Genomic DNA, 16,809 nt, shown 5'->3' with positions numbered 1-16,809 from the left:
GCGAAAAAGAAGGCCGCCCGGAGGCGGCCTTCTGAACGATCGTGCTGGGTCAGGGCGGGGCTCAGAAGCCCATGCCACCCATGCCACCCATGCCGCCGCCGGCGGGCATGGCCGGAGCCGCTTCCTTCGGCAACTCGGCGACCATCGCCTCGGTGGTGACCAGGAGGCCGGCGACCGAGGAGGCGTCCTGCAGCGCGGTGCGGACGACCTTGGCCGGGTCGATGATGCCCTTGGCGACCATGTCGACATAGTCCTCGGTCTGGGCGTCGAAGCCGAAGGTCTCGGACTTTTCTTCCAGGATCTTGCCGACCACGATCGAGCCCTCGACGCCGGCGTTCTCGGCGATCTGGCGCACCGGAGCCTCGAGCGCCTTCAGCACGATGTTGATGCCGGCCTGGACGTCCGAGTTCGGGTTGGTGATGCGGCCGACCGCCTTCTTGGCGCGCAGCAGCGCCACGCCGCCGCCGGGGACGATGCCTTCCTGCACAGCCGCGCGGGTCGCGTTGAGGGCGTCCTCGACGCGGTCCTTCTTCTCCTTGACCTCGATCTCGGTCGCGCCGCCGACGCGGATCACCGCGACGCCGCCCGCGAGCTTGGCCAAACGCTCCTGCAGCTTCTCACGGTCGTAGTCCGAGGTGGTCTCCTCGATCTGCGCCTTGATCTGGCCGACGCGCGCCTCGATGTCGGCCTTCTTGCCGGCGCCGTTGACGATCGTGGTGTTCTCCTTGTCGATCACGACCTTCTTGGCGCGGCCGAGCATCTTGATCGTGACGTTCTCGAGCTTCATGCCGAGATCGTCGGAGATCAGCTGGCCGCCGGTCAGGATCGCGATGTCCTCGAGCATGGCCTTGCGGCGGTCACCGAAGCCCGGCGCCTTGACGGCTGCGACCTTGAGGCCGCCGCGCAGGCGGTTGACGACCAGGGTGGCCAGCGCCTCGCCCTCGACGTCCTCAGCGATGATCAGCAGCGGACGGCCCGACTGCACGACGGCTTCGAGCACCGGCAGCATGGCCTGCAGGCCCGACAGCTTCTTCTCGTGCAACAGCACGTAGACGTCGTCGAGCTCGGCGGTCATCTTCTCGGCATTGGTGACGAAGTACGGCGAGAGATAGCCGCGGTCGAACTTCATGCCCTCGACGATGTCGACCTCGGTCTCGAGCGACTTGTTCTCCTCGACCGTGATCACGCCCTCATTGCCGACCTTCTGCATCGCCTGGGCGATCATCTTGCCGATGGCGGCGTCGCCATTGGCGGAGATGGTGCCGACCTGGGCGACCTCGGCGGAGGAGGCGACCGGCTTGGCGCGCTTCTCGATGTCCTTGATGACCGCGGCAACCGCGGTGTCGATGCCGCGCTTCAGGTCCATCGGGTTCATGCCGGCGGCAACCGCCTTGGCGCCCTCGCGGACGATCGCCTGGGCGAGCACGGTCGCGGTGGTGGTGCCGTCGCCGGCCAGGTCGTTGGTCTTGGAGGCGACCTCGCGCAGCATCTGCGCGCCCATGTTCTCGAACTTGTCCTCCAGCTCGATCTCCTTGGCGACGGTGACGCCGTCCTTGGTGATGCGCGGAGCGCCGAAGCTCTTCTCGATGACGACGTTGCGGCCCTTCGGGCCGAGCGTCACCTTGACGGCGTTGGCGAGAATGTCGACGCCGCGCAGCATGCGGTCGCGCGCGTCGCCAGCGAATTTGACGTCCTTGGCTGCCATGTAAAATCTCTCCTGGAGTGGACCTCGACGGCCAGCGGCGTGATCGCCCGTCTGTCACCGGATCAAGGCTGCAAAGCATTGTCGCCCCGGGCGGCGCACGGCCGCCCCGGGCGGTCGGGATCAGGCGACGACGCCCATGATGTCGGACTCCTTCATGATCAGGAGTTCCTCGCCGTCCAGCTTGACCTCGGTGCCGGACCACTTGCCGAACAGCACGCGGTCGCCGACCTTGACGTCGATCGGGATCAGCTTGCCGCTTTCGTCACGGCCGCCGGGGCCGACGGCAACGACTTCGCCCTGCGAGGGCTTTTCCTTGGCGCTGTCGGGAATGATGATGCCGCCCTTGGTCTTCTCTTCGGCGTCGATGCGCTTAACCACGACGCGGTCGTGCAGGGGACGAAACTTCGATTTGGCCATGACGGGTCCCTTTTGGGGTGCTTCGATAACGGTTACTGGCGGAGGAAATCTGAATGCGGCCACATTTGGCGCCAACGTGGTGCCAACTGACTCGCGGCTTTAGCAATCGTGCCCTCCGAGTGCTAAAGACCGTTCGGGGAAATATGGCTTGCCGCCGATCCTGTCAAGCAAAGGCGGACGGTTAAGCGCTTCTTGAGGCTGTTAGGGGATGTTGTCCTAGCCAAGACATGTTAGTGGAGCGGCGTCGTCATCCGACGTCGTTGCTCTTGCGTGCGTTTTGCGCTTGGTTGCCAGACGGGGCGGCCATGATCTTGTTCCTAAGGGGATGCCATGACGAGTCCACGGTGCGTGCGGCCGGTTGCCAATCTCGCGATCGCGTCGGCGCTCACGATGTTTCTGGGAGCGTGCGCGGGTGGCTTCAACCTGTCGCCGTCGACCCCCGCGGCGCCGCCGGAGATGGCGGTGGAGCCCGAGCGGCCCGCGACGATCCGTCCTGACGAGATCGTGGGCAAATGGGGCTTGGCCTCGTATCAGAATCCGAACGATCGGGCGCGCACTGAAAAGATGGCGCTGGCTCAGTGCAAGCAGCCCTACACGATCGGTCCCGGCACGGCCGGCGGCGTCGTGATGCATCTGGCCGACCAGGCGACCCCCCAGGAGTTACGGCTGAAGGGCTCTGCCAGCGGCAAGAATTATATCGGTCCCGAAGGTCCCCCCGGCGGCGAGCAGGACCGCGAGGTCATTTCCTTCGATGGCCGGGTCCTGGTCACCCGGTTCGTCGACAAGGATGCCGGAACACGTTACGGCAACATGGTCTATGTGCGCTGCGGACCGCGGGCCTGACGATCCGTTCCCATCGTGACTGATGAACGAAAAACGCCGGCGGGAACGCCGGCGTTTTTTGTGAGGCGCACCTCGCGGAGCCTTCGCTCCAGGCGCGGCCGCGCGTTCAGTTGAACATCGCGTCGATATCGTCCTGCGAGGCGTGGCCGATCTCGCCTTCCGCCTTCGGGCCGTTCAGCAGCCTGGCGTCGCCCTCGCGGGTGTCGACGACCGGCGGCACATGCGCCTTGATGGCGTCGACGCCGCCCCAGATGTCCATCATCACCACGATGTGGTGTTCGATGAACTTCATGGTGGTCATGACCTTGTTGATGCGCTGGCCGGTCAGGTCCTGGAAGTTGCAGGCCTCGAAGATCGAGACCACGCGCTCCTGGATCTCTTCGCTCAGGATCTTCTGCTGATCCGCCGAATCCACCTTGCCGAGCGCGCTGGCGGCCTGGTCGATGGCTTCCGCGGCTTCGAGGATCTGCTGGGTCGCCTGTTCGGTGCCGCCGACCACGGCGCCGAGTTCACCGTTGACCTTGGCCATCTCCTCGCCATTGAAGCTCTTGGCATGGAGGGTCGCGATCTCGCCCTTGGTGCGGTTGATCGCATCGTGGATCAGGTCCAGCTCGATCTTCAGCTTCTCGCATTGCTCGATCTGAGCGCGATAGGTCTCGATCAGCGCGCGCGCTTCGGCGACCTCGCGGGCGGCGGACTCTTCGATGACGGCGTTGGCCCTGTTGCCACCGCCGCTGCGGATCGCATTGGCCATCTGAGCGCGGATTGCGCGCAGTTCGTCCATGATTTCCTTGTGGTTGGGGCCGATCTCGCCACCCACGAAGTCTGGCTCCGGCATATGGCCGACGATTGCTTCTTCGATACGGAAACGCTTGCGAACCGGCATGAGAGTATCCCTGACCTTTTACTGCACTCAGTTCTACTCGGACGCTATTTAACATCGCGTTCACGGCAGGAACCCGACCCCGCAACGCTCGCGTGCGCCATGCATCAACGATTAACCATGCGTCTGCGCCCTTCACCCAAAATAAACGCTAGCGATCGAATCCGCTGTCATCTGCCTCGATGGTGAATCCAGACGGCCCCGTCGTTTACCAAAGCGATCGGGTTTTGCTCTTTATTGACGATGTGCGGCCGATCTCGGTGGTCTTCCGCGCGACGACAGTCTCCAGACGAAACAGTACAGAGTACGTCGATGTTCAAATCATTCTCCACGGCGCTGCTGGCCGGCGCGTGCTTTTTCTATGCGGGTCTGGATCGGGCCGTAGCTCAGGGATTTCAACAGCCGACGGTGATCTATAGCGGCCCTCCGCAGCAGATGGCCCCGGTGCGCACCGCCTATGTCGAACGCTCGCGCATGGGCGGCGGCTTCATCGAATTCCTGTTCGGCGATCCGCAGGGCGGCCGCGGCGCTCAGCCGATGTACCAGCAGCAGCCGTCTTACTACCAGCCGCAGGCAGTACCGGACGAGGAGGCCTATGAGCAGAGCCAGCGGCCGCTCGACCCGAAATACGAGAAGCAGATCGTTGACTATGATGGCAAAGAAAGGCCGGGCACGATCGTCGTCGATACGCCCAACAAGTTCCTCTATCTGGTGCAGGGCGAGGGCAAGGCGCTGCGCTACGGCATCGGCGTCGGCCGCCCGGGCTTCACCTGGTCGGGGGTGAAGACGATCTCGGCGAAGCGGGAGTGGCCGGACTGGACCCCGCCGCCCGAGATGTTGGCGCGGCGGCCCGACCTGCCGCGACACATGGAAGGGGGCCCGGAAAATCCGCTTGGCGCCCGCGCGATGTATCTCGGCTCGTCGCTCTACCGGATCCATGGTTCCAACGAGCCCTGGACCATCGGAACCAACGTGTCCTCCGGCTGTATCAGGATGCGCAACGAGGACGTCATCGATCTCTACGGACGCGTGAATGTCGGAACCCGCGTGATCGTGATCTAAAAGGATCGATCGTCCTGCGTGATGGTCACCAAAGAAAAGGCCGCCCTTGGGGCGGCCTTCGTCGTTCAAGTCCTGGGTCAGGACGATAATGCGTCACGCATAGTCGCTGCCGCCATTATCGTCGTTGCCGTAGCCGTCGTCGGCATCGAAACTCGCGTCATCGCCATTGCCGCTGTCGTCGTAGTTCGCCTGATCGAACAGGCCGGCGCGACCGCCCCCGTCGCCCGAACGGCCGATGTCGTCGAGGCCGGCGTCGCGCGCCAGGGAGCCGCCCGACTGGTCGCTCCACGGGCTGGCGCCACCGCCGCGCTCCTCGATGATGGTCGTGTCACCGAATGCCTGGTGCGAACCGCCACCCATCATCGAGCGGATGCCGCCGAGCAGCAGTGAGCCGCCGACCATGCCGGCCGCCGCGGCCGCGGCGGTCCCGAGGAACGAGCCGCCTCCGCCGCCGAACATGCCGCCCCGCGGCTGGCCGAAACCGCCTTGATCATAGGGGCCGGGCTGACCGGAATAGCCGGGCTGTCCCTGATAGCCGGGAGGCATGGCCTGGCCGCTGTTCCAGACCGGGCGGCTCGGGGCCGGCGGAGGAACGTTGGGAACGGAACCGCGGCTGCTGGCGGAGCCGAAGATGCTGTCGCGCATCGAATCGAGGAAGCCGCCGGACTGAGGCTGCTGCGGCGGCTGGGCGTGCTGCAACTCCTCGATCCGGGCATTGGCGCGCTTCAGAGCCTCGTCCTGGACCAGGACCGTTTGCACCAGCGCATACACGGCGTTTGGAGCCCGCTGCAGCGCCTGGGAGATCGCGGCGGCCGCGTCTGGGTCACGCGGCGCACTCTCCAACCTGGCAAGCCGGTCGAACAATTCGTCGATGAGTTGGCGTTCTTGCGGTGTCATGTGGTTCTCCTGCCGCTTGCCGATTCCAGCGAAGCGCGGCCAAGATTTAGGGGGACTTTGCGGTCCGGCCAGCCGGGCCGCGGATTAAATTTCCGTAGGCGACTTTCCGTATGCGACAAAGCGTCATGGGAGGTGCGAGGACTTGGGAGTTGCGAAGGACTCGCGACGCCGGCGCCGCCTCGCTGCGAAAGGAAATGCGGTCCCGCGCAGCTTTGTTCGTCGCCGGGATGACGATCTGGTCAGGCCAGCGTCACCCCGCGTCGCTCGAGCAGGTCCGGAAAGTGCTCGCCAGCGAGATAAGCGTGCTCGTGCTCCCGTTGGACCGTCAACGGATCGAGCTCGATCAGGACGTCGTCCACGAAGCCAGGATGGCACATGACGAGCCCGTTCTCAGGCAGCGCGGTCAGGAAGCCGTCCATCAAGGCGCCGAAGTCCGACGCTTTGGTGAAGTCGTAGGCGCCCGCAAAAGCGGGGTTGTAGGTGATGTCGGCGCGCTTGGCATACTTGCGGAATTGCGCGCTCAGCGCGTCCAGCAGCAGGGCCTTCGGCGCAGTCAGCCGCGGCATCAGCGGCCCAGGGCGGCCGCCCTGGCGGACCCAGGCCGATGGTGCGGCGTCCTTGACCGCCGCCAGAAAGCCCTCCCGCACCTGCGGATAAAGCTGCGCATGCTGATGACCATCGACGAAATCTGGGGCGCGGCCGAACAGCTCGTTGAAGGCGGCAAGCTGGACCATCACCTCGGCGCGGATCATCTCGGGATCGAGCCGGCGGGTCAGCCCGGCGCGCAGCAGCTTGGGGAAGGGCGGAAACATGCCGCCCTCGGCGGGCCGGAAATGCATCGTCAGCGGTCGGAACGGCGCTGTCAGCGTCACGTGCAGGCCGATGGCGCAGCGCGAGCTGTCGGCCGCGACCTTGGTCAGCTCCGTCACCTCGTCGCGACCGATCGCTGCGCCGACCATCATCACCGAGGTCGCGTTGAGACGCCCACGTCCGATCAAGTCGCGGATGGCGCGGTTGACCCCTGGACTGATGCCGTAATCATCGGCGCACAGCCAGATGCGCCGGTGCCGCGCTCCGCTCATTCGGCGGCAGTCCTTTCGGCGCCGTCGCTCCGCGTGTCGAGCGCAGCACGCTTCTCGCTGTGCTCGGCGACGAAGTAGATCGGGCGCGCCTTCAGCTCCGAGAGGATCTTGCCGATATATTCGCCCATGATGCCGATCATGATCAGCTGGACGCCGCCGATGGTCATCAGGCCGACCATCAGCGAGGGATAGCCGGGCACGGACTTGCCGGTGGTCAAGGTCTCCCAGAGAATCGACAGACCAAACAGGAAGGCCGCCGAGGCGAGCAGGATTCCAAGCAGGCTGGCGAAGCGCAGCGGCGCCACCGAGAACGAGGTCAGGCCCTCGATCGACAGGCCGAGCAGGCTGGTGACGTTGAACCTGGTGACGCCGTGGGCGCGTGCCGCAGGTTCGTAATCGACGCGGATCTGGCGAAAGCCGATCCAGCTCGCCAATCCCTTGAAGAAACGGTTGCGCTCGGGCAGCTGGCGCAGCGCGGCTACGGCGCGCGGCGACAGCAGGCGGAAGTCGCCGGCGTCCTCCGGGATCTTCTGCCGTGCGCCCCAATTGATCAGCGCATAGAAGCCGTGCACGGCGACCCGCCGCAGGAACGGCTCGTTGTCGCGATGCGCCTTGGCCGTGTAGACGACGTCGTAGCCGTCCTTGATCCAGTGCGTGACGAGCTGCTCGACCAGGGCGGGCGGATGCTGGCCGTCGCCATCCATGAACAGCACGGCGCCGCGGCGGGCATGATCGAGGCCGGCCATCAGCGCCGCCTCCTTGCCGAAATTGCGCGACAGCGACACCACCTGAACGTCGAGCGCGTCGGCCTGCAAGGTGCGCGCGATGGCGAGCGTGTTGTCGCGGCTGCCGTCGTCGACATAGACGAGTTCGCAGGCGAGGCCGAAGCGCTGGCGCAGCGAGCGTGCGAGGTTGTTCAGCCGCTCGTGCAGCGCCGTCAGTCCCGCGCCTTCATTGTAGACGGGGATAACGATCGACAGACCCTGCGACGCGGCATCGGCCGCGGTCGTAGTCAGGTCGGACACGTCAGTTCCCAGCATCGCTCAGAGTCCTCGTCCTCGTTCTGCCTACCAACATATGGTAGCTGCCGCCGCCTGTCGCTACGATGAACGGCGATTTATGATCGCAGGAAGGCCTCGAGGCGGGCAAACAGCGGATTCTCGCGGTCGAGCACGTAGTCGAGCGAGGCGACCGATACGGTCTCGGCCCCGTGCGCGCGGAGGAAGCTGCCCAGCGCGTAGATTTGCGCCGGCGGACAATGCAGGGTCAGCATGCCTGACGACGTTGGCCCGCCGAAGGGCGCCACGACGCCGAACCGGTTGTGGGCCTCGGTCAGCATTGCTGCGTCGCACCCTTTGAAGCGCGTGCGCACCTCGCGGTACTTGCTCGCCCGCGCGCGGGCATGGATGTGGTCGAGAATGATCCGGGCGCTCTCGCGCGGGCCGTCGGACCAGTCGGCATCGCGGGAGGCGACGAGGTTGGCCTGGCTGCGCAGGATCACGCCGTCGTCCAGCACCTTCAGCCCGTTGGCGACGAGCGTCGAGCCGGTGCTGGTGATGTCGACGATCAGTTCGGCCGTTCCGACCGCGGGGGCGCCCTCGGTCGCGCCGGCGCTCTCGACGATGCGGTAATCGACGATGCCATGGGCGGCAAAGAAGCTGCGCGTCAGGTTGATGTATTTGGTCGCGACGCGCATGCGGTGATTGTGCCGGGCGCGAAACCCGGTGGTCACGTCGTCGAGATCGGCCATGGTGCGAACGTCGATCCAGGCCTGCGGCACGGCGACGACGACATTGGCGCCGCCGAAGCCCAGCGCATCGATCAGCTGCACGCGTTTGTCGGCGTCCGGAATGCTCTCGCGCACAAGGTCCTCGCCGGTCACGCCGAGATGCACGCTGCCGCGCGCCAGTTGCGAGGCGATCTCACTCGCGGACAGATAGGCGATCTCGACATTGTCGAGGCCTGCTATCGTGCCGCGATAGTCGCGCGCGCCGCCCGGTTTCGACAGGGTCAGACCGGCGCGTCCGAAGAACGCTTCCGCATTTTCCTGCAGGCGCCCCTTGGACGGAACGGCGACGACGAGCGGGCCGCTCATGATGCTCTCCCATGCTGGGGCGTGCTTTGACCGCTGTTCCGGGCGAGACCCTCGACCCAGATCGAGAAGCCGACCGCGGGGATCGGTGCCGCCGCGCCGAGCCGGCTCAGCAGCCCGTCATAACGGCCGCCGGCGACCAGCGGCTCGTCGCCGCCATCCCTGCGGTGCAATTCGAACTCGAAGCCGGTGTAGTAGTCGAGGCCGCGTCCGAACGCCGTGGCGAAGCGCACCTGGCGGATGTCGATGCCACGCTTGGCCATCAGATCGACGCGCGCCTCCAGCGCGTCGATCGCGCTGGCGATGTCGAGCTTGGCGTCCGCGGCGAGCGCGCGGAGCTGTTTGACGGAGTCCTTCGGATTGCCCGCGATGGCCAGGAAGCGCTTGATCGTGTTGAGCGCGTCGCGCGGCAGGGCGCCGCCCTTGAGGGTCGATTGTTCCAGGAAGCGATCGGCGATCTCGGCCACGGTCCGGCCGCCGACGGCGGTGGCGCCGGCGATCGACATCAGGTCGGTGACGAGGGCCAGCGCCGCCTTGCGATCCGAACCGGCGAGCGCGGCAAGGACACCTTCATATTCGTTGCGCGTCGCTGCCGATGCGACTGCCAGGCGCTCAAGATCCTGTTCCAGCGTGACCTTGCGGTTGAAGTCCTTGATCAGCCGCCGCCGCCACACCGGATAGAGGTCGAGGGCGTCGATCAAAGCGGTGAACAGCGCGACATCGCCGGTGCGGATCTCGACCTCGGCGAGGCCCGCCGCCGCCGTCGCTTCGATCGCCAGCGCCAGCATTTCCGCATCCGCGGCGGGATGATCCTTGCGGCCGAACGACTCGATCCCGGCCTGCAGGAACTCGCCGGGTCGGCCGTTACGGTATCTAAATACGGGTCCGAGATAGCTGAAGCCCGCGGACTGGCCGGCGCGGGCGGAGGCCAGATAGTCCCGTGCCACCGGAATGGTCAGATCGGGGCGCAGGCAGAGCTCCTCGCCGCTCGCGTCGGTCGTCAGGTAGAGGCTCTTGCGGATGTCTTCCCCGGACAAATCGAGGAACGGTTCGGCTGGCTGCAGAATCGCCGGCTCGGCGCGGTCATAGCCGGCCTGGGCGAACGACTGCAGCAGCGTGTCGGCCCAGGCGGCGGGGCCGGTTGAAGCGGGTCCGGTCATCTCGATCTGGTTCCACTCGGGGTGTGCGCCGCCCGGCGGGCAGCGGCAGCCCCTTAGCATGGCCATTCCGCGGTTTCGACCATGAATGGACGCGGCGGACGACAATTGGGGACGGGCCTTAACGGCTCTGACTGCGCCAATCTCCCAAAGTGGCCTGGATCAGGGCGAGGGCAGCCACCCCCGCAGTGTCGGCGCGCAGGATGCGTGGCCCGAGCGCGACCCGGAGCAAAAGCGGCTGCCGCAGCAGCAATTCCCGCTCCTCGCTGGCAAAGCCGCCTTCGGGACCGATCAGCAGGTCGATGCCGGCGCGATCGCTGCCGCCGCGCAGCGCCTGCAGCGGATCGGCGACGTCAGCCGCCTCGTCGCAGAACACGAGCAGGCGGTCCGGCGGGCGCTGCGCCAGGAAACGCTCCAGCGACACCGGCTCGCGTACCTCTGCCAGGCTGAGGATGCCGCATTGCTCGGCCGCCTCGATCACATTGGCGCGCATGCGCTCGCCATTGACGCGGGACACCTGGGTGTGGCGGGTGATGACCGGCGCAAGCGACGAGACGCCCATTTCGACCGCCTTCTGGACCATGTAGTCGAGCCGCGCGTGCTTCAGCGGCGCGAAGACATAAGCGAGGTCAGCGAGCCGGTCCTGCGGCCGGGTCTGATGCTCGATCGTCAAGCTGTCGGGCCGCTTGCGGCCGCCGATCAGACCCTGCCATTCGCCGTCGCGGCCGTTGAAGACCAGGACGCGATCTCCGGCGCCAAGGCGGAGCACATTGCCGAGATAGTTGCTCTGGTCGCGGTCCAATTCGACATTGGCGCCGTGCTGCAGGGGCGCATCGACATACAGGCGTGGCGCGTTGAAGTCGTATTCGGGCATGTTGCTTCGACCGTGAAAAGACGTCCTGACCAGCGCCGAAGCAGGCGGATGATCCGCGCCCGGCCGCATTGGCGATGGCGCCTTTTGGCCGCGCTGTCGACAGATTTTGCCGGTTGGATCGGCCGCGATGTGGCCCGCCCGGATTCGGGACGCGGCGTCCGGGACGCCTTGGCGAGGAGAACAGCCGGTGATCGACAAGAACTGGAGCTGGGCGTTCGCCGCCATCACCGTACTCACGCTCACTGGGGCCTGTCGAGCCGACGACAAGGCGGTCGCGGGGCAGGCGGGGGCGGCCACGCCGCCGCGGGCCGCCAGCCCCGGCGGGCCTGCCGCTGCCGGCTTTCGCCCCCCTGAAAGCTGCCTGAAGGAGTTCACGCCGCTGCGGGACGAGACAGCCCGCCGCGCCAAGCTCATCAAGGCGGCGACCGAGCGTCGCTTCGCGCCTGGCGAGGCCTGCCAGCTGGTCCATGAGTATGAGCTGGCTCAGACGAAGATGATCGATTACGCGGTCGCGCACGCCGCGACGTGCGGGATTCCGCCCAAGATCACGGATCAGCTGAAGGCCAATCACGAAAACACCCTGGCCGTGATGCGAAAGCTCTGCACGGCGACGTGATCCGGCGGCGGCTTGTTCCGGCGGTTCCAGGATGTGACGATGACACGTCGGAGCAGGGTCCAGTTGCCTGGAATTCGCAATTCTGCGGATACCTTCGTCCACGACGAGGACTCTGTGGCGATTCTGAGGCGCGGCTGCGTCCCTGCGCCGCAGAGGTGACAAACTCCGCGGTTGTGCCAAGCGGGCGGGAATCGTAAAAGGCACCGGATCGGATCGTGCTTTCGTCCGGAAGTTTTGAGGAACTTTGGTCTTGCCGGAGAACCAGCCCTTGATCGCCCGCCATTCCTTGTTGTCGCTTGCCGTGCTGATCGGCCTCTGTTCGGGGCCGGCGCTGGCACAAAGCGCATTCCCGGCCTTGCCGGGTGAGTCCCGCCCTGCCGCCAATAACAGCTCGGCCTTTCCACCGATCGGTGGCAGGCCCGCCGCACCGGCGGCGGCGCCCGCCGCGTTTCCAAGCACCGGAGCGCCTGCGTTCGGCGGTGGTGGTGGTTTCCAGCCGCCTGCCATGGCCGCGCCCCAGGGCGGCCCGCCGGACAACTGCATGAAGGAATTCATCCCGCTACGCGAAGAGGCGGAGCGGCGCGGCAAGCTGATCAAGGCCGCGAGCGACCGGAAGGCATCTCCGGACGAGGCCTGCAAGCTGATCGGCAATTTCGGCAAGGCCGAAGTGAAGATGATCAAATATGTCGAAGCGCATGCTGCAAGTTGCGGCATTCCGCAGCAGATCGCAGAACAGCTGAAGACGGGTCACAAGGGCACGGAAGCCCTTGAGAAGAAGGTTTGTGCCGTGGCCGCTCAGATGCAGACGCGGGGCAGCCCGGCCGCGCCCAGCCTGAGCGATGTGCTGGGGAGCTCCGCCGCGCTGCCCGAAGCCAACACCGGCAAGAAGGGCGGGTCGGCGTTCGACACCATGACCGGCAACGTTCTCACCCGATGAGCGACACTGCCGTCCGCGTTGCTGACGCGACCGGCAATTGGGTCGACACGCTGGCGCCTGTCTGGAGCCGGCCCTATCTGCGGCTGGCCCGCTACGATCGCCCGATCGGATCCTGGCTGCTGCTGATGCCGTGCTGGTGGTCGGCTGCCCTGGCGGCCGGCATGTCGGGACAGCTCACGATGCTGCCGGCCTGGATCGGGCTGTATTTCGTGGGCGCGTTCGCGATGCGGGGCGCCGGCTGCACCTGGAACGACATCACCGACCGCGATCTCGACGCCAAGGTGGAACGCACGCGCTCGCGGCCGATCCCGGCCGGGCAGGTCGGCGTCAAGCAGGCGCTGGCCTTCCTGGTCGCGCAGGCGCTGATCGGCCTGATGGTGTTGCTGCAGTTCAACCGCTTCGCGATCCTGACCGGGATCGCATCGCTGATCATCGTCGCGATCTATCCGTTCATGAAGCGAATCACCTGGTGGCCGCAGACGGTCCTCGGGCTCGCCTTCTCGTGGGGCGCGCTGATGGGTTTTGCGGTCGCGTTCGGCCGTCTCGATGCCACGGCGCTGCTGCTCTACGCCGGCTCGATCGCATGGGTGATCGCCTACGACACGATCTACGCGCATCAGGATGCGGAGGATGATGCGCTGATCGGCATCAAGTCGACGGCGCGGCTGTTCGCCGACCGCACGCATCTCGCGCTCGTCATCTTCTACGCGCTGGCTGTGGTCTTGATCGGCGCCGCTTTTGTCACCGCCCACGCTGGAGTGGCGGCCTGGATCGGGCTTGCCGGTTTCGCGGTCCATCTCGGCTGGCAGGTCCGCCGGCTCGACACCGCCGATCCGGCGCTGTGCCTGCGCCTGTTCAAGTCGAATCGCGATGCCGGGCTGCTTCTGTTCGCAGCCCTGCTGGTCGACGCGGTCTTGCGCGTCCTGTGATCAGTTGCGCGCGATGATCTCGCGCTCGCCGCGATAGATCGACGCCGGACCCAGCAGGTGGCCGACGCGGCGGCGCATCAGGAAACGCGGACGGCGGTCGCGGATCGCGTTGCGGCGACGGCGGCGCGGCGCGGCTTCTCTGTTCGTATCCTGAAGCTGCGGCAGCGCGAACGTCTCGCACCACATCGCCCAGGCTGCAGCGATCTCGCCCGGGTCGTCGTCGACGCAGAGAGGGATGGTGAGCGACGGGTCGCGGTGGACGAGAACCAGCATCATCCGCGAGTCGTCGAGCTCGCGAAGCGCGATGCCGAGGAAGTCGCTGACGCGGAGGTTCACGGCCATGCGCATGCCGCTGATGGCACGGCGCAGCACCACGCGCTCCCGGTGCAGTTCGACCTGCCGGATTCCGCCATCGGCACGGGTATCGTGCGCGTTGAACGAGACGGGCAGGGAAAGAGGGTCGAGCCGCACGGCGCGGCCCGACCCTGCGGAATTGCTTCCGCCTGTTGCTGTTTGACGCCTCACGGCTTGGTCTCCCCGCCGGGATTATGTTCCCGGTCGATGCGTGAGACCTTGCCACGCACCCCGCCCGTTTCAGCTTAAGAAGCCTGGTTAATCAGCGGTGACGCATGATCCTCTTACCGTCATGATTGACAAGCGCTTGCCCCGCATGATTGACGAGACCTTGCCGATTTGCCGACAATCCGACGTGCCGTCCGCCTGCCTGCTTGAAGTCGGCGTGAACAGGCCACATTTCGTTTGGATTGAGTCGTCCTCGTCGCCACCAGACATCGATCGGAATTTGTTCGTGACCTCTTCCTCCTCAGCTCCTGCTTCGTCGACCTCCGTTCATTCCGATCTTCTCGATCAGTCCGCGCTCACGGCGCTCGCCCAGCGGCTGGTCGAGGCTGCACGGAAGGCCGGCGCGGATGCCGCCGACGCGATCGCGGTGCGCGGCGTTTCGCAGGGCGTCGAGGTCCGCGATGGTCGTGTCGAGGAATCCGAACGCTCCGAAGGCGACGATGTCGGGCTGCGTGTCCTGGTCGGCAAGCGTCAGGCCGTGGTGTCGACCAACGACGTCAGCGGCGATGGTGTGGCACGGCTGGCCGAGCGGGCCGTCGCCATGGCCCGCGTGGCGCCCGATGACAAATATGTCGGCCTCGCCGATCCCGCGCTGCTGGCCCGTAACATTCCCGAGCTCGACCTTCTCGATCCGCAGATCCCTGTGATCGCCGAGTTGGAGCGGCGTGCCCAGGAGGCGGAAGCTGCGGCGATGGTGGTCAAGGGCGTGACCAAATCGGGCGGGGCGTCGGCCTCGGCCGGCATCGGCGGCATGGTGCTGGTCACGAGCGACGGCTTTCACGGCGCGTATCTGCGCTCGAGCCAGAGCATCTCGACGACCGCGATCTCCGGTGAAGGCACCGGCATGGAGCGCGACTATGACTACACGGCGGCGCCGCACGGCGCCGATCTGCTGGCCCCGGCGGCGGTCGGCCGCAGCGCCGGTGAGCGTGCCGTGGCGCGCGCCAATCCGCGCAAGGTCGCGACCTGCCAGGTGCCGGTCGTGTTCGATCCGCGCGTGTCCGGTTCGCTGGTCGGCCATCTCGTCGGCGCCATCAACGGCGCTTCGATCGCGCGCAAGACCAGCTTCCTGAAGGACAAGCTCGGTGCGCAGCTGTTTGCCAAGGACATCCGCATCATCGACGATCCGCTGCGTCCGCGCGGCCTGCGTTCGCAACCGTTCGACGCCGAAGGTGTCCAGGTGAAGAAGACCGCGCTGGTCGACGATGGTATCCTGACGACGTGGCTGCTGGATTCCGCGACGGCACGCGAGCTTGGCCTGGTCACGACCGGGCATGCCCATCGCGGGGTGTCGTCCTCGCCATCACCGGGTCCGTTCAACCTGCATCTCGAAGCAGGCGTGGTGACGGCCAAGGAGCTCATCTCGGACATCAAGCAGGGCTTCTACGTTACCGACCTGATCGGCTCCGGCGTCAACGGCGTGACCGGCGACTACAGCAGGGGCGCGTCCGGCTTCTGGATCGAGAATGGCGAGATCACCTATGCGGTGAGCGAGGTGACGATCGCCGGTCACCTGTTCGAGATCTTCAAATCGATGACGCCCGCCAGCGATCTGGAGTTCCGCTATGGGGTCAATGCGCCGACGGTGCGCATCGAAGGGTTGACGCTTGGCGGACGCTGAGATCGAGAAACCGGCCGGGACGAGCCTTGCGGCGGATGTCGGGCTTCTGAAGCAGGCGGTGCGCGAGGCCGGCGAACTGGCGCACGCGATGTTCGGCACCGAGCTCCGCAAATGGACCAAGGGGGCATCGTCCCCCGTGTCCGAGGCCGACATGGCCGTCAATGAGCTTCTCGAACGCCGGTTGAGGTCGGCCACGCCCGATTACGGCTGGTTGTCGGAAGAAAGCGTGGACGACCCCGACCGGCTCGACCGGTCGCGGGTCTGGATCGTCGACCCGATCGACGGCACCCGATCCTTTCTCGGCAGCCGGCAGGACTGGTGCGTGAGCGTCGCTTTGGTCGAGGACCAGTCGCCGATCCTGGCCGCCGTCTATGCCCCTGTCACCCGCGAGTTCTTCTTCGCAGGCCTGGGACAGGGCACCACGCTCAATGATCAGCCCGTTCATGCCGCCCAGGGGACTGCACTGGACTTTGCGCGCGTGGCGGGCCCCAAACCGCTGGTTGAGAAGCTGGCTCCGCAATTTGCCCGAATTGAACTCCATCCCCGAATCGGATCATTGGCGCTGCGCCTGTGTCGTGTTGCGCACGGTGCGCTCGATGCCGCTTTTGCAGGCGGGCAAAGCCGCGATTGGGATCTTGCGGCGGCTCATCTGATCGTGCAGGAAGCGGGAGGTAAAATGACCGCATTGTCCGGCGAGACGATCCTCTATAATCGTCCGGAAGTGGTGCACGGGGTGCTGGTAGCAGCGGGCCGCGACCGACATGCTGATATCGTCGCGCAATACCGCCGCTTACCGCCAGGCTGAACGGCTCCGATTGCACGCTTCACTCGCCAGCAAGGCGCCGATTAGGAATGGTACCGATGACAGACAGCGCCTCGCAGCAGCTCCTTCACCTCGTGATCGGCGGCGAACTCATCAATCTCGACAAGAACGAATTCAAGGATCTCGACAAGGTCGATATTGTCGGCGTGTATCCGAACTATGCGGCGGCTCACGCGGCATGGCGAGCCAAGGCGCAGATGACGGTCGACAACGCCCATATGCGCTATTTCATCGTCCACCTGCACCGGCTGCTCGATCCCGGTCAGGACGCGAAGTAAGACGCAAAGCT

General features: G+C 66.0%; 18 protein-coding genes. 8 read left to right on the top strand and 10 right to left on the bottom strand.

What is annotated here, in order from left to right; all coding sequences use genetic code 11:
- Window positions 1–61 precede the first annotated feature (61 nt).
- Together groL and groES are read right to left on the bottom strand one after the other, a co-directional pair.
- Entirely contained in the window at window positions 62–1,705 is a 1,644-nt protein-coding gene (groL, locus tag ACVIJ6_RS04210; RefSeq protein WP_456771616.1) for a chaperonin GroEL, read from the bottom strand.
- Between the two features lie 120 nt (window positions 1,706–1,825).
- Window positions 1,826–2,122 (bottom strand): co-chaperone GroES, encoded by a 297-nt coding sequence (gene groES, locus ACVIJ6_RS04205; RefSeq protein ID WP_008961387.1) that lies wholly within the window; start codon window positions 2,120–2,122, stop codon window positions 1,826–1,828.
- A 330-nt stretch (window positions 2,123–2,452) separates the two neighbouring features.
- Between groES and ACVIJ6_RS04200 the strand changes: the two genes are divergently transcribed.
- On the top strand, window positions 2,453–2,965 hold the full coding sequence (locus ACVIJ6_RS04200; protein WP_041750455.1) for a hypothetical protein: 513 nt from the start codon (window positions 2,453–2,455) through the stop codon (window positions 2,963–2,965).
- A gap of 106 nt (window positions 2,966–3,071) precedes the next feature.
- Here ACVIJ6_RS04200 and ACVIJ6_RS04195 read toward each other — a convergent pair whose 3' ends face one another.
- The gene (locus ACVIJ6_RS04195) at window positions 3,072–3,851 is read right to left on the bottom strand and encodes a protein phosphatase CheZ (protein WP_456771615.1); all 780 of its coding nucleotides are present in this window, start codon (window positions 3,849–3,851) and stop codon (window positions 3,072–3,074) included.
- Window positions 3,852–4,160: 309 nt separating this feature from the next.
- On the opposite strand from ACVIJ6_RS04195, the gene ACVIJ6_RS04190 reads away from it, so the two are divergent.
- Window positions 4,161–4,910: a L,D-transpeptidase gene (locus ACVIJ6_RS04190; RefSeq protein WP_456771614.1), complete on the top strand. Its 750-nt coding sequence runs from the start codon at window positions 4,161–4,163 to the stop codon at window positions 4,908–4,910.
- Between the two features lie 93 nt (window positions 4,911–5,003).
- Here the strand turns inward: ACVIJ6_RS04190 and ACVIJ6_RS04185 are convergent, their stop codons facing one another.
- The 6 genes from ACVIJ6_RS04185 to ACVIJ6_RS04160 form a co-directional block, all read right to left on the bottom strand.
- A complete protein-coding gene (locus tag ACVIJ6_RS04185; RefSeq protein WP_456771613.1) occupies window positions 5,004–5,807 on the bottom strand; it encodes a DUF2076 domain-containing protein in 804 nt (267 codons plus the stop codon).
- A gap of 239 nt (window positions 5,808–6,046) precedes the next feature.
- Entirely contained in the window at window positions 6,047–6,889 is an 843-nt protein-coding gene (locus ACVIJ6_RS04180; protein ID WP_456771612.1) for a ChbG/HpnK family deacetylase, read from the bottom strand.
- The gene (locus ACVIJ6_RS04175; RefSeq protein WP_456771611.1) at window positions 6,886–7,929 is read right to left on the bottom strand and encodes a glycosyltransferase family 2 protein; all 1,044 of its coding nucleotides are present in this window, start codon (window positions 7,927–7,929) and stop codon (window positions 6,886–6,888) included. The genes ACVIJ6_RS04180 and ACVIJ6_RS04175 overlap by 4 nt, the downstream gene beginning before the upstream one ends.
- A gap of 77 nt (window positions 7,930–8,006) precedes the next feature.
- Window positions 8,007–8,984 carry an ATP phosphoribosyltransferase gene (gene hisG, locus ACVIJ6_RS04170; protein WP_456771610.1) on the bottom strand — a complete coding sequence of 326 codons (978 nt, stop codon included), beginning with the start codon at window positions 8,982–8,984 and terminating at the stop codon, window positions 8,007–8,009.
- On the bottom strand, window positions 8,981–10,141 hold the full coding sequence (locus tag ACVIJ6_RS04165; RefSeq protein ID WP_456776897.1) for an ATP phosphoribosyltransferase regulatory subunit: 1,161 nt from the start codon (window positions 10,139–10,141) through the stop codon (window positions 8,981–8,983). Before ACVIJ6_RS04165 ends, hisG begins: the two co-directional genes overlap by 4 nt.
- 118 nt (window positions 10,142–10,259) lie before the next feature.
- Window positions 10,260–11,012: a 16S rRNA (uracil(1498)-N(3))-methyltransferase gene (locus ACVIJ6_RS04160; RefSeq protein WP_456771609.1), complete on the bottom strand. Its 753-nt coding sequence runs from the start codon at window positions 11,010–11,012 to the stop codon at window positions 10,260–10,262.
- A 187-nt stretch (window positions 11,013–11,199) separates the two neighbouring features.
- Here ACVIJ6_RS04160 and ACVIJ6_RS04155 point away from each other — a divergent pair, with 187 nt between their 5' ends.
- The 3 genes from ACVIJ6_RS04155 to ubiA all read left to right on the top strand — a co-directional run bounded on the left by ACVIJ6_RS04155 (window position 11,200) and on the right by ubiA (window position 13,494).
- Window positions 11,200–11,628 (top strand): hypothetical protein, encoded by a 429-nt coding sequence (locus ACVIJ6_RS04155; protein WP_456771608.1) that lies wholly within the window; start codon window positions 11,200–11,202, stop codon window positions 11,626–11,628.
- A 268-nt stretch (window positions 11,629–11,896) separates the two neighbouring features.
- Window positions 11,897–12,565, top strand: a complete 669-nt coding sequence (locus ACVIJ6_RS04150) for a hypothetical protein (protein WP_456776896.1) — start codon at window positions 11,897–11,899, stop codon at window positions 12,563–12,565.
- Window positions 12,562–13,494, top strand: coding sequence for a 4-hydroxybenzoate octaprenyltransferase (gene ubiA / locus ACVIJ6_RS04145; RefSeq protein ID WP_456771607.1), 933 nt, complete (start codon window positions 12,562–12,564; stop codon window positions 13,492–13,494). The genes ACVIJ6_RS04150 and ubiA overlap by 4 nt, the downstream gene beginning before the upstream one ends.
- On the opposite strand, the gene ACVIJ6_RS04140 is transcribed toward ubiA, so the two are convergent.
- Window positions 13,495–14,019 (bottom strand): DUF6101 family protein, encoded by a 525-nt coding sequence (locus tag ACVIJ6_RS04140; protein WP_456771606.1) that lies wholly within the window; start codon window positions 14,017–14,019, stop codon window positions 13,495–13,497.
- A 283-nt stretch (window positions 14,020–14,302) separates the two neighbouring features.
- Between ACVIJ6_RS04140 and ACVIJ6_RS04135 the strand changes: the two genes are divergently transcribed.
- From ACVIJ6_RS04135 to ACVIJ6_RS04125, 3 genes are read left to right on the top strand one after another with little or no spacing between them, the layout of a single operon-like run.
- Window positions 14,303–15,697, top strand: a complete 1,395-nt coding sequence (locus ACVIJ6_RS04135; RefSeq protein ID WP_456771605.1) for a TldD/PmbA family protein — start codon at window positions 14,303–14,305, stop codon at window positions 15,695–15,697.
- Window positions 15,698–15,755: 58 nt separating this feature from the next.
- The gene (locus ACVIJ6_RS04130; protein WP_456776895.1) at window positions 15,756–16,502 is read left to right on the top strand and encodes a 3'(2'),5'-bisphosphate nucleotidase CysQ; all 747 of its coding nucleotides are present in this window, start codon (window positions 15,756–15,758) and stop codon (window positions 16,500–16,502) included.
- Window positions 16,503–16,558: 56 nt separating this feature from the next.
- A complete protein-coding gene (locus tag ACVIJ6_RS04125) occupies window positions 16,559–16,798 on the top strand; it encodes a DUF4170 domain-containing protein (RefSeq protein WP_009031572.1) in 240 nt (79 codons plus the stop codon).
- Window positions 16,799–16,809: the final 11 nt, after the last annotated feature.

It is taken from the genome of Bradyrhizobium sp. USDA 4369 (genome assembly GCF_054056435.1).
Note: the sequence above shows the minus strand (reverse complement) of the source record. Positions and strands in the feature narration are given on the sequence as shown.

What these genes read in the sequence shown, in the direction of transcription:
- groL (WP_456771616.1), bottom strand. Translation starts at nt 1,705, where the DNA reads ATGGCAGCCAAGGACGTCAAATTCGCTGGCGACGCGCGCGACCGCATG.
- groES (WP_008961387.1), bottom strand. Translation starts at nt 2,122, where the DNA reads ATGGCCAAATCGAAGTTTCGTCCCCTGCACGACCGCGTCGTGGTTAAG.
- ACVIJ6_RS04200 (WP_041750455.1), top strand. Translation starts at nt 2,453, where the DNA reads ATGACGAGTCCACGGTGCGTGCGGCCGGTTGCCAATCTCGCGATCGCG.
- ACVIJ6_RS04195 (WP_456771615.1), bottom strand. Translation starts at nt 3,851, where the DNA reads ATGCCGGTTCGCAAGCGTTTCCGTATCGAAGAAGCAATCGTCGGCCAT.
- ACVIJ6_RS04190 (WP_456771614.1), top strand. Translation starts at nt 4,161, where the DNA reads ATGTTCAAATCATTCTCCACGGCGCTGCTGGCCGGCGCGTGCTTTTTC.
- ACVIJ6_RS04185 (WP_456771613.1), bottom strand. Translation starts at nt 5,807, where the DNA reads ATGACACCGCAAGAACGCCAACTCATCGACGAATTGTTCGACCGGCTT.
- ACVIJ6_RS04180 (WP_456771612.1), bottom strand. Translation starts at nt 6,889, where the DNA reads ATGAGCGGAGCGCGGCACCGGCGCATCTGGCTGTGCGCCGATGATTAC.
- ACVIJ6_RS04175 (WP_456771611.1), bottom strand. Translation starts at nt 7,929, where the DNA reads ATGCTGGGAACTGACGTGTCCGACCTGACTACGACCGCGGCCGATGCC.
- hisG (WP_456771610.1), bottom strand. Translation starts at nt 8,984, where the DNA reads ATGAGCGGCCCGCTCGTCGTCGCCGTTCCGTCCAAGGGGCGCCTGCAG.
- ACVIJ6_RS04165 (WP_456776897.1), bottom strand. Translation starts at nt 10,141, where the DNA reads ATGACCGGACCCGCTTCAACCGGCCCCGCCGCCTGGGCCGACACGCTG.
- ACVIJ6_RS04160 (WP_456771609.1), bottom strand. Translation starts at nt 11,012, where the DNA reads ATGCCCGAATACGACTTCAACGCGCCACGCCTGTATGTCGATGCGCCC.
- ubiA (WP_456771607.1), top strand. Translation starts at nt 12,562, where the DNA reads ATGAGCGACACTGCCGTCCGCGTTGCTGACGCGACCGGCAATTGGGTC.
- ACVIJ6_RS04125 (WP_009031572.1), top strand. Translation starts at nt 16,559, where the DNA reads ATGACAGACAGCGCCTCGCAGCAGCTCCTTCACCTCGTGATCGGCGGC.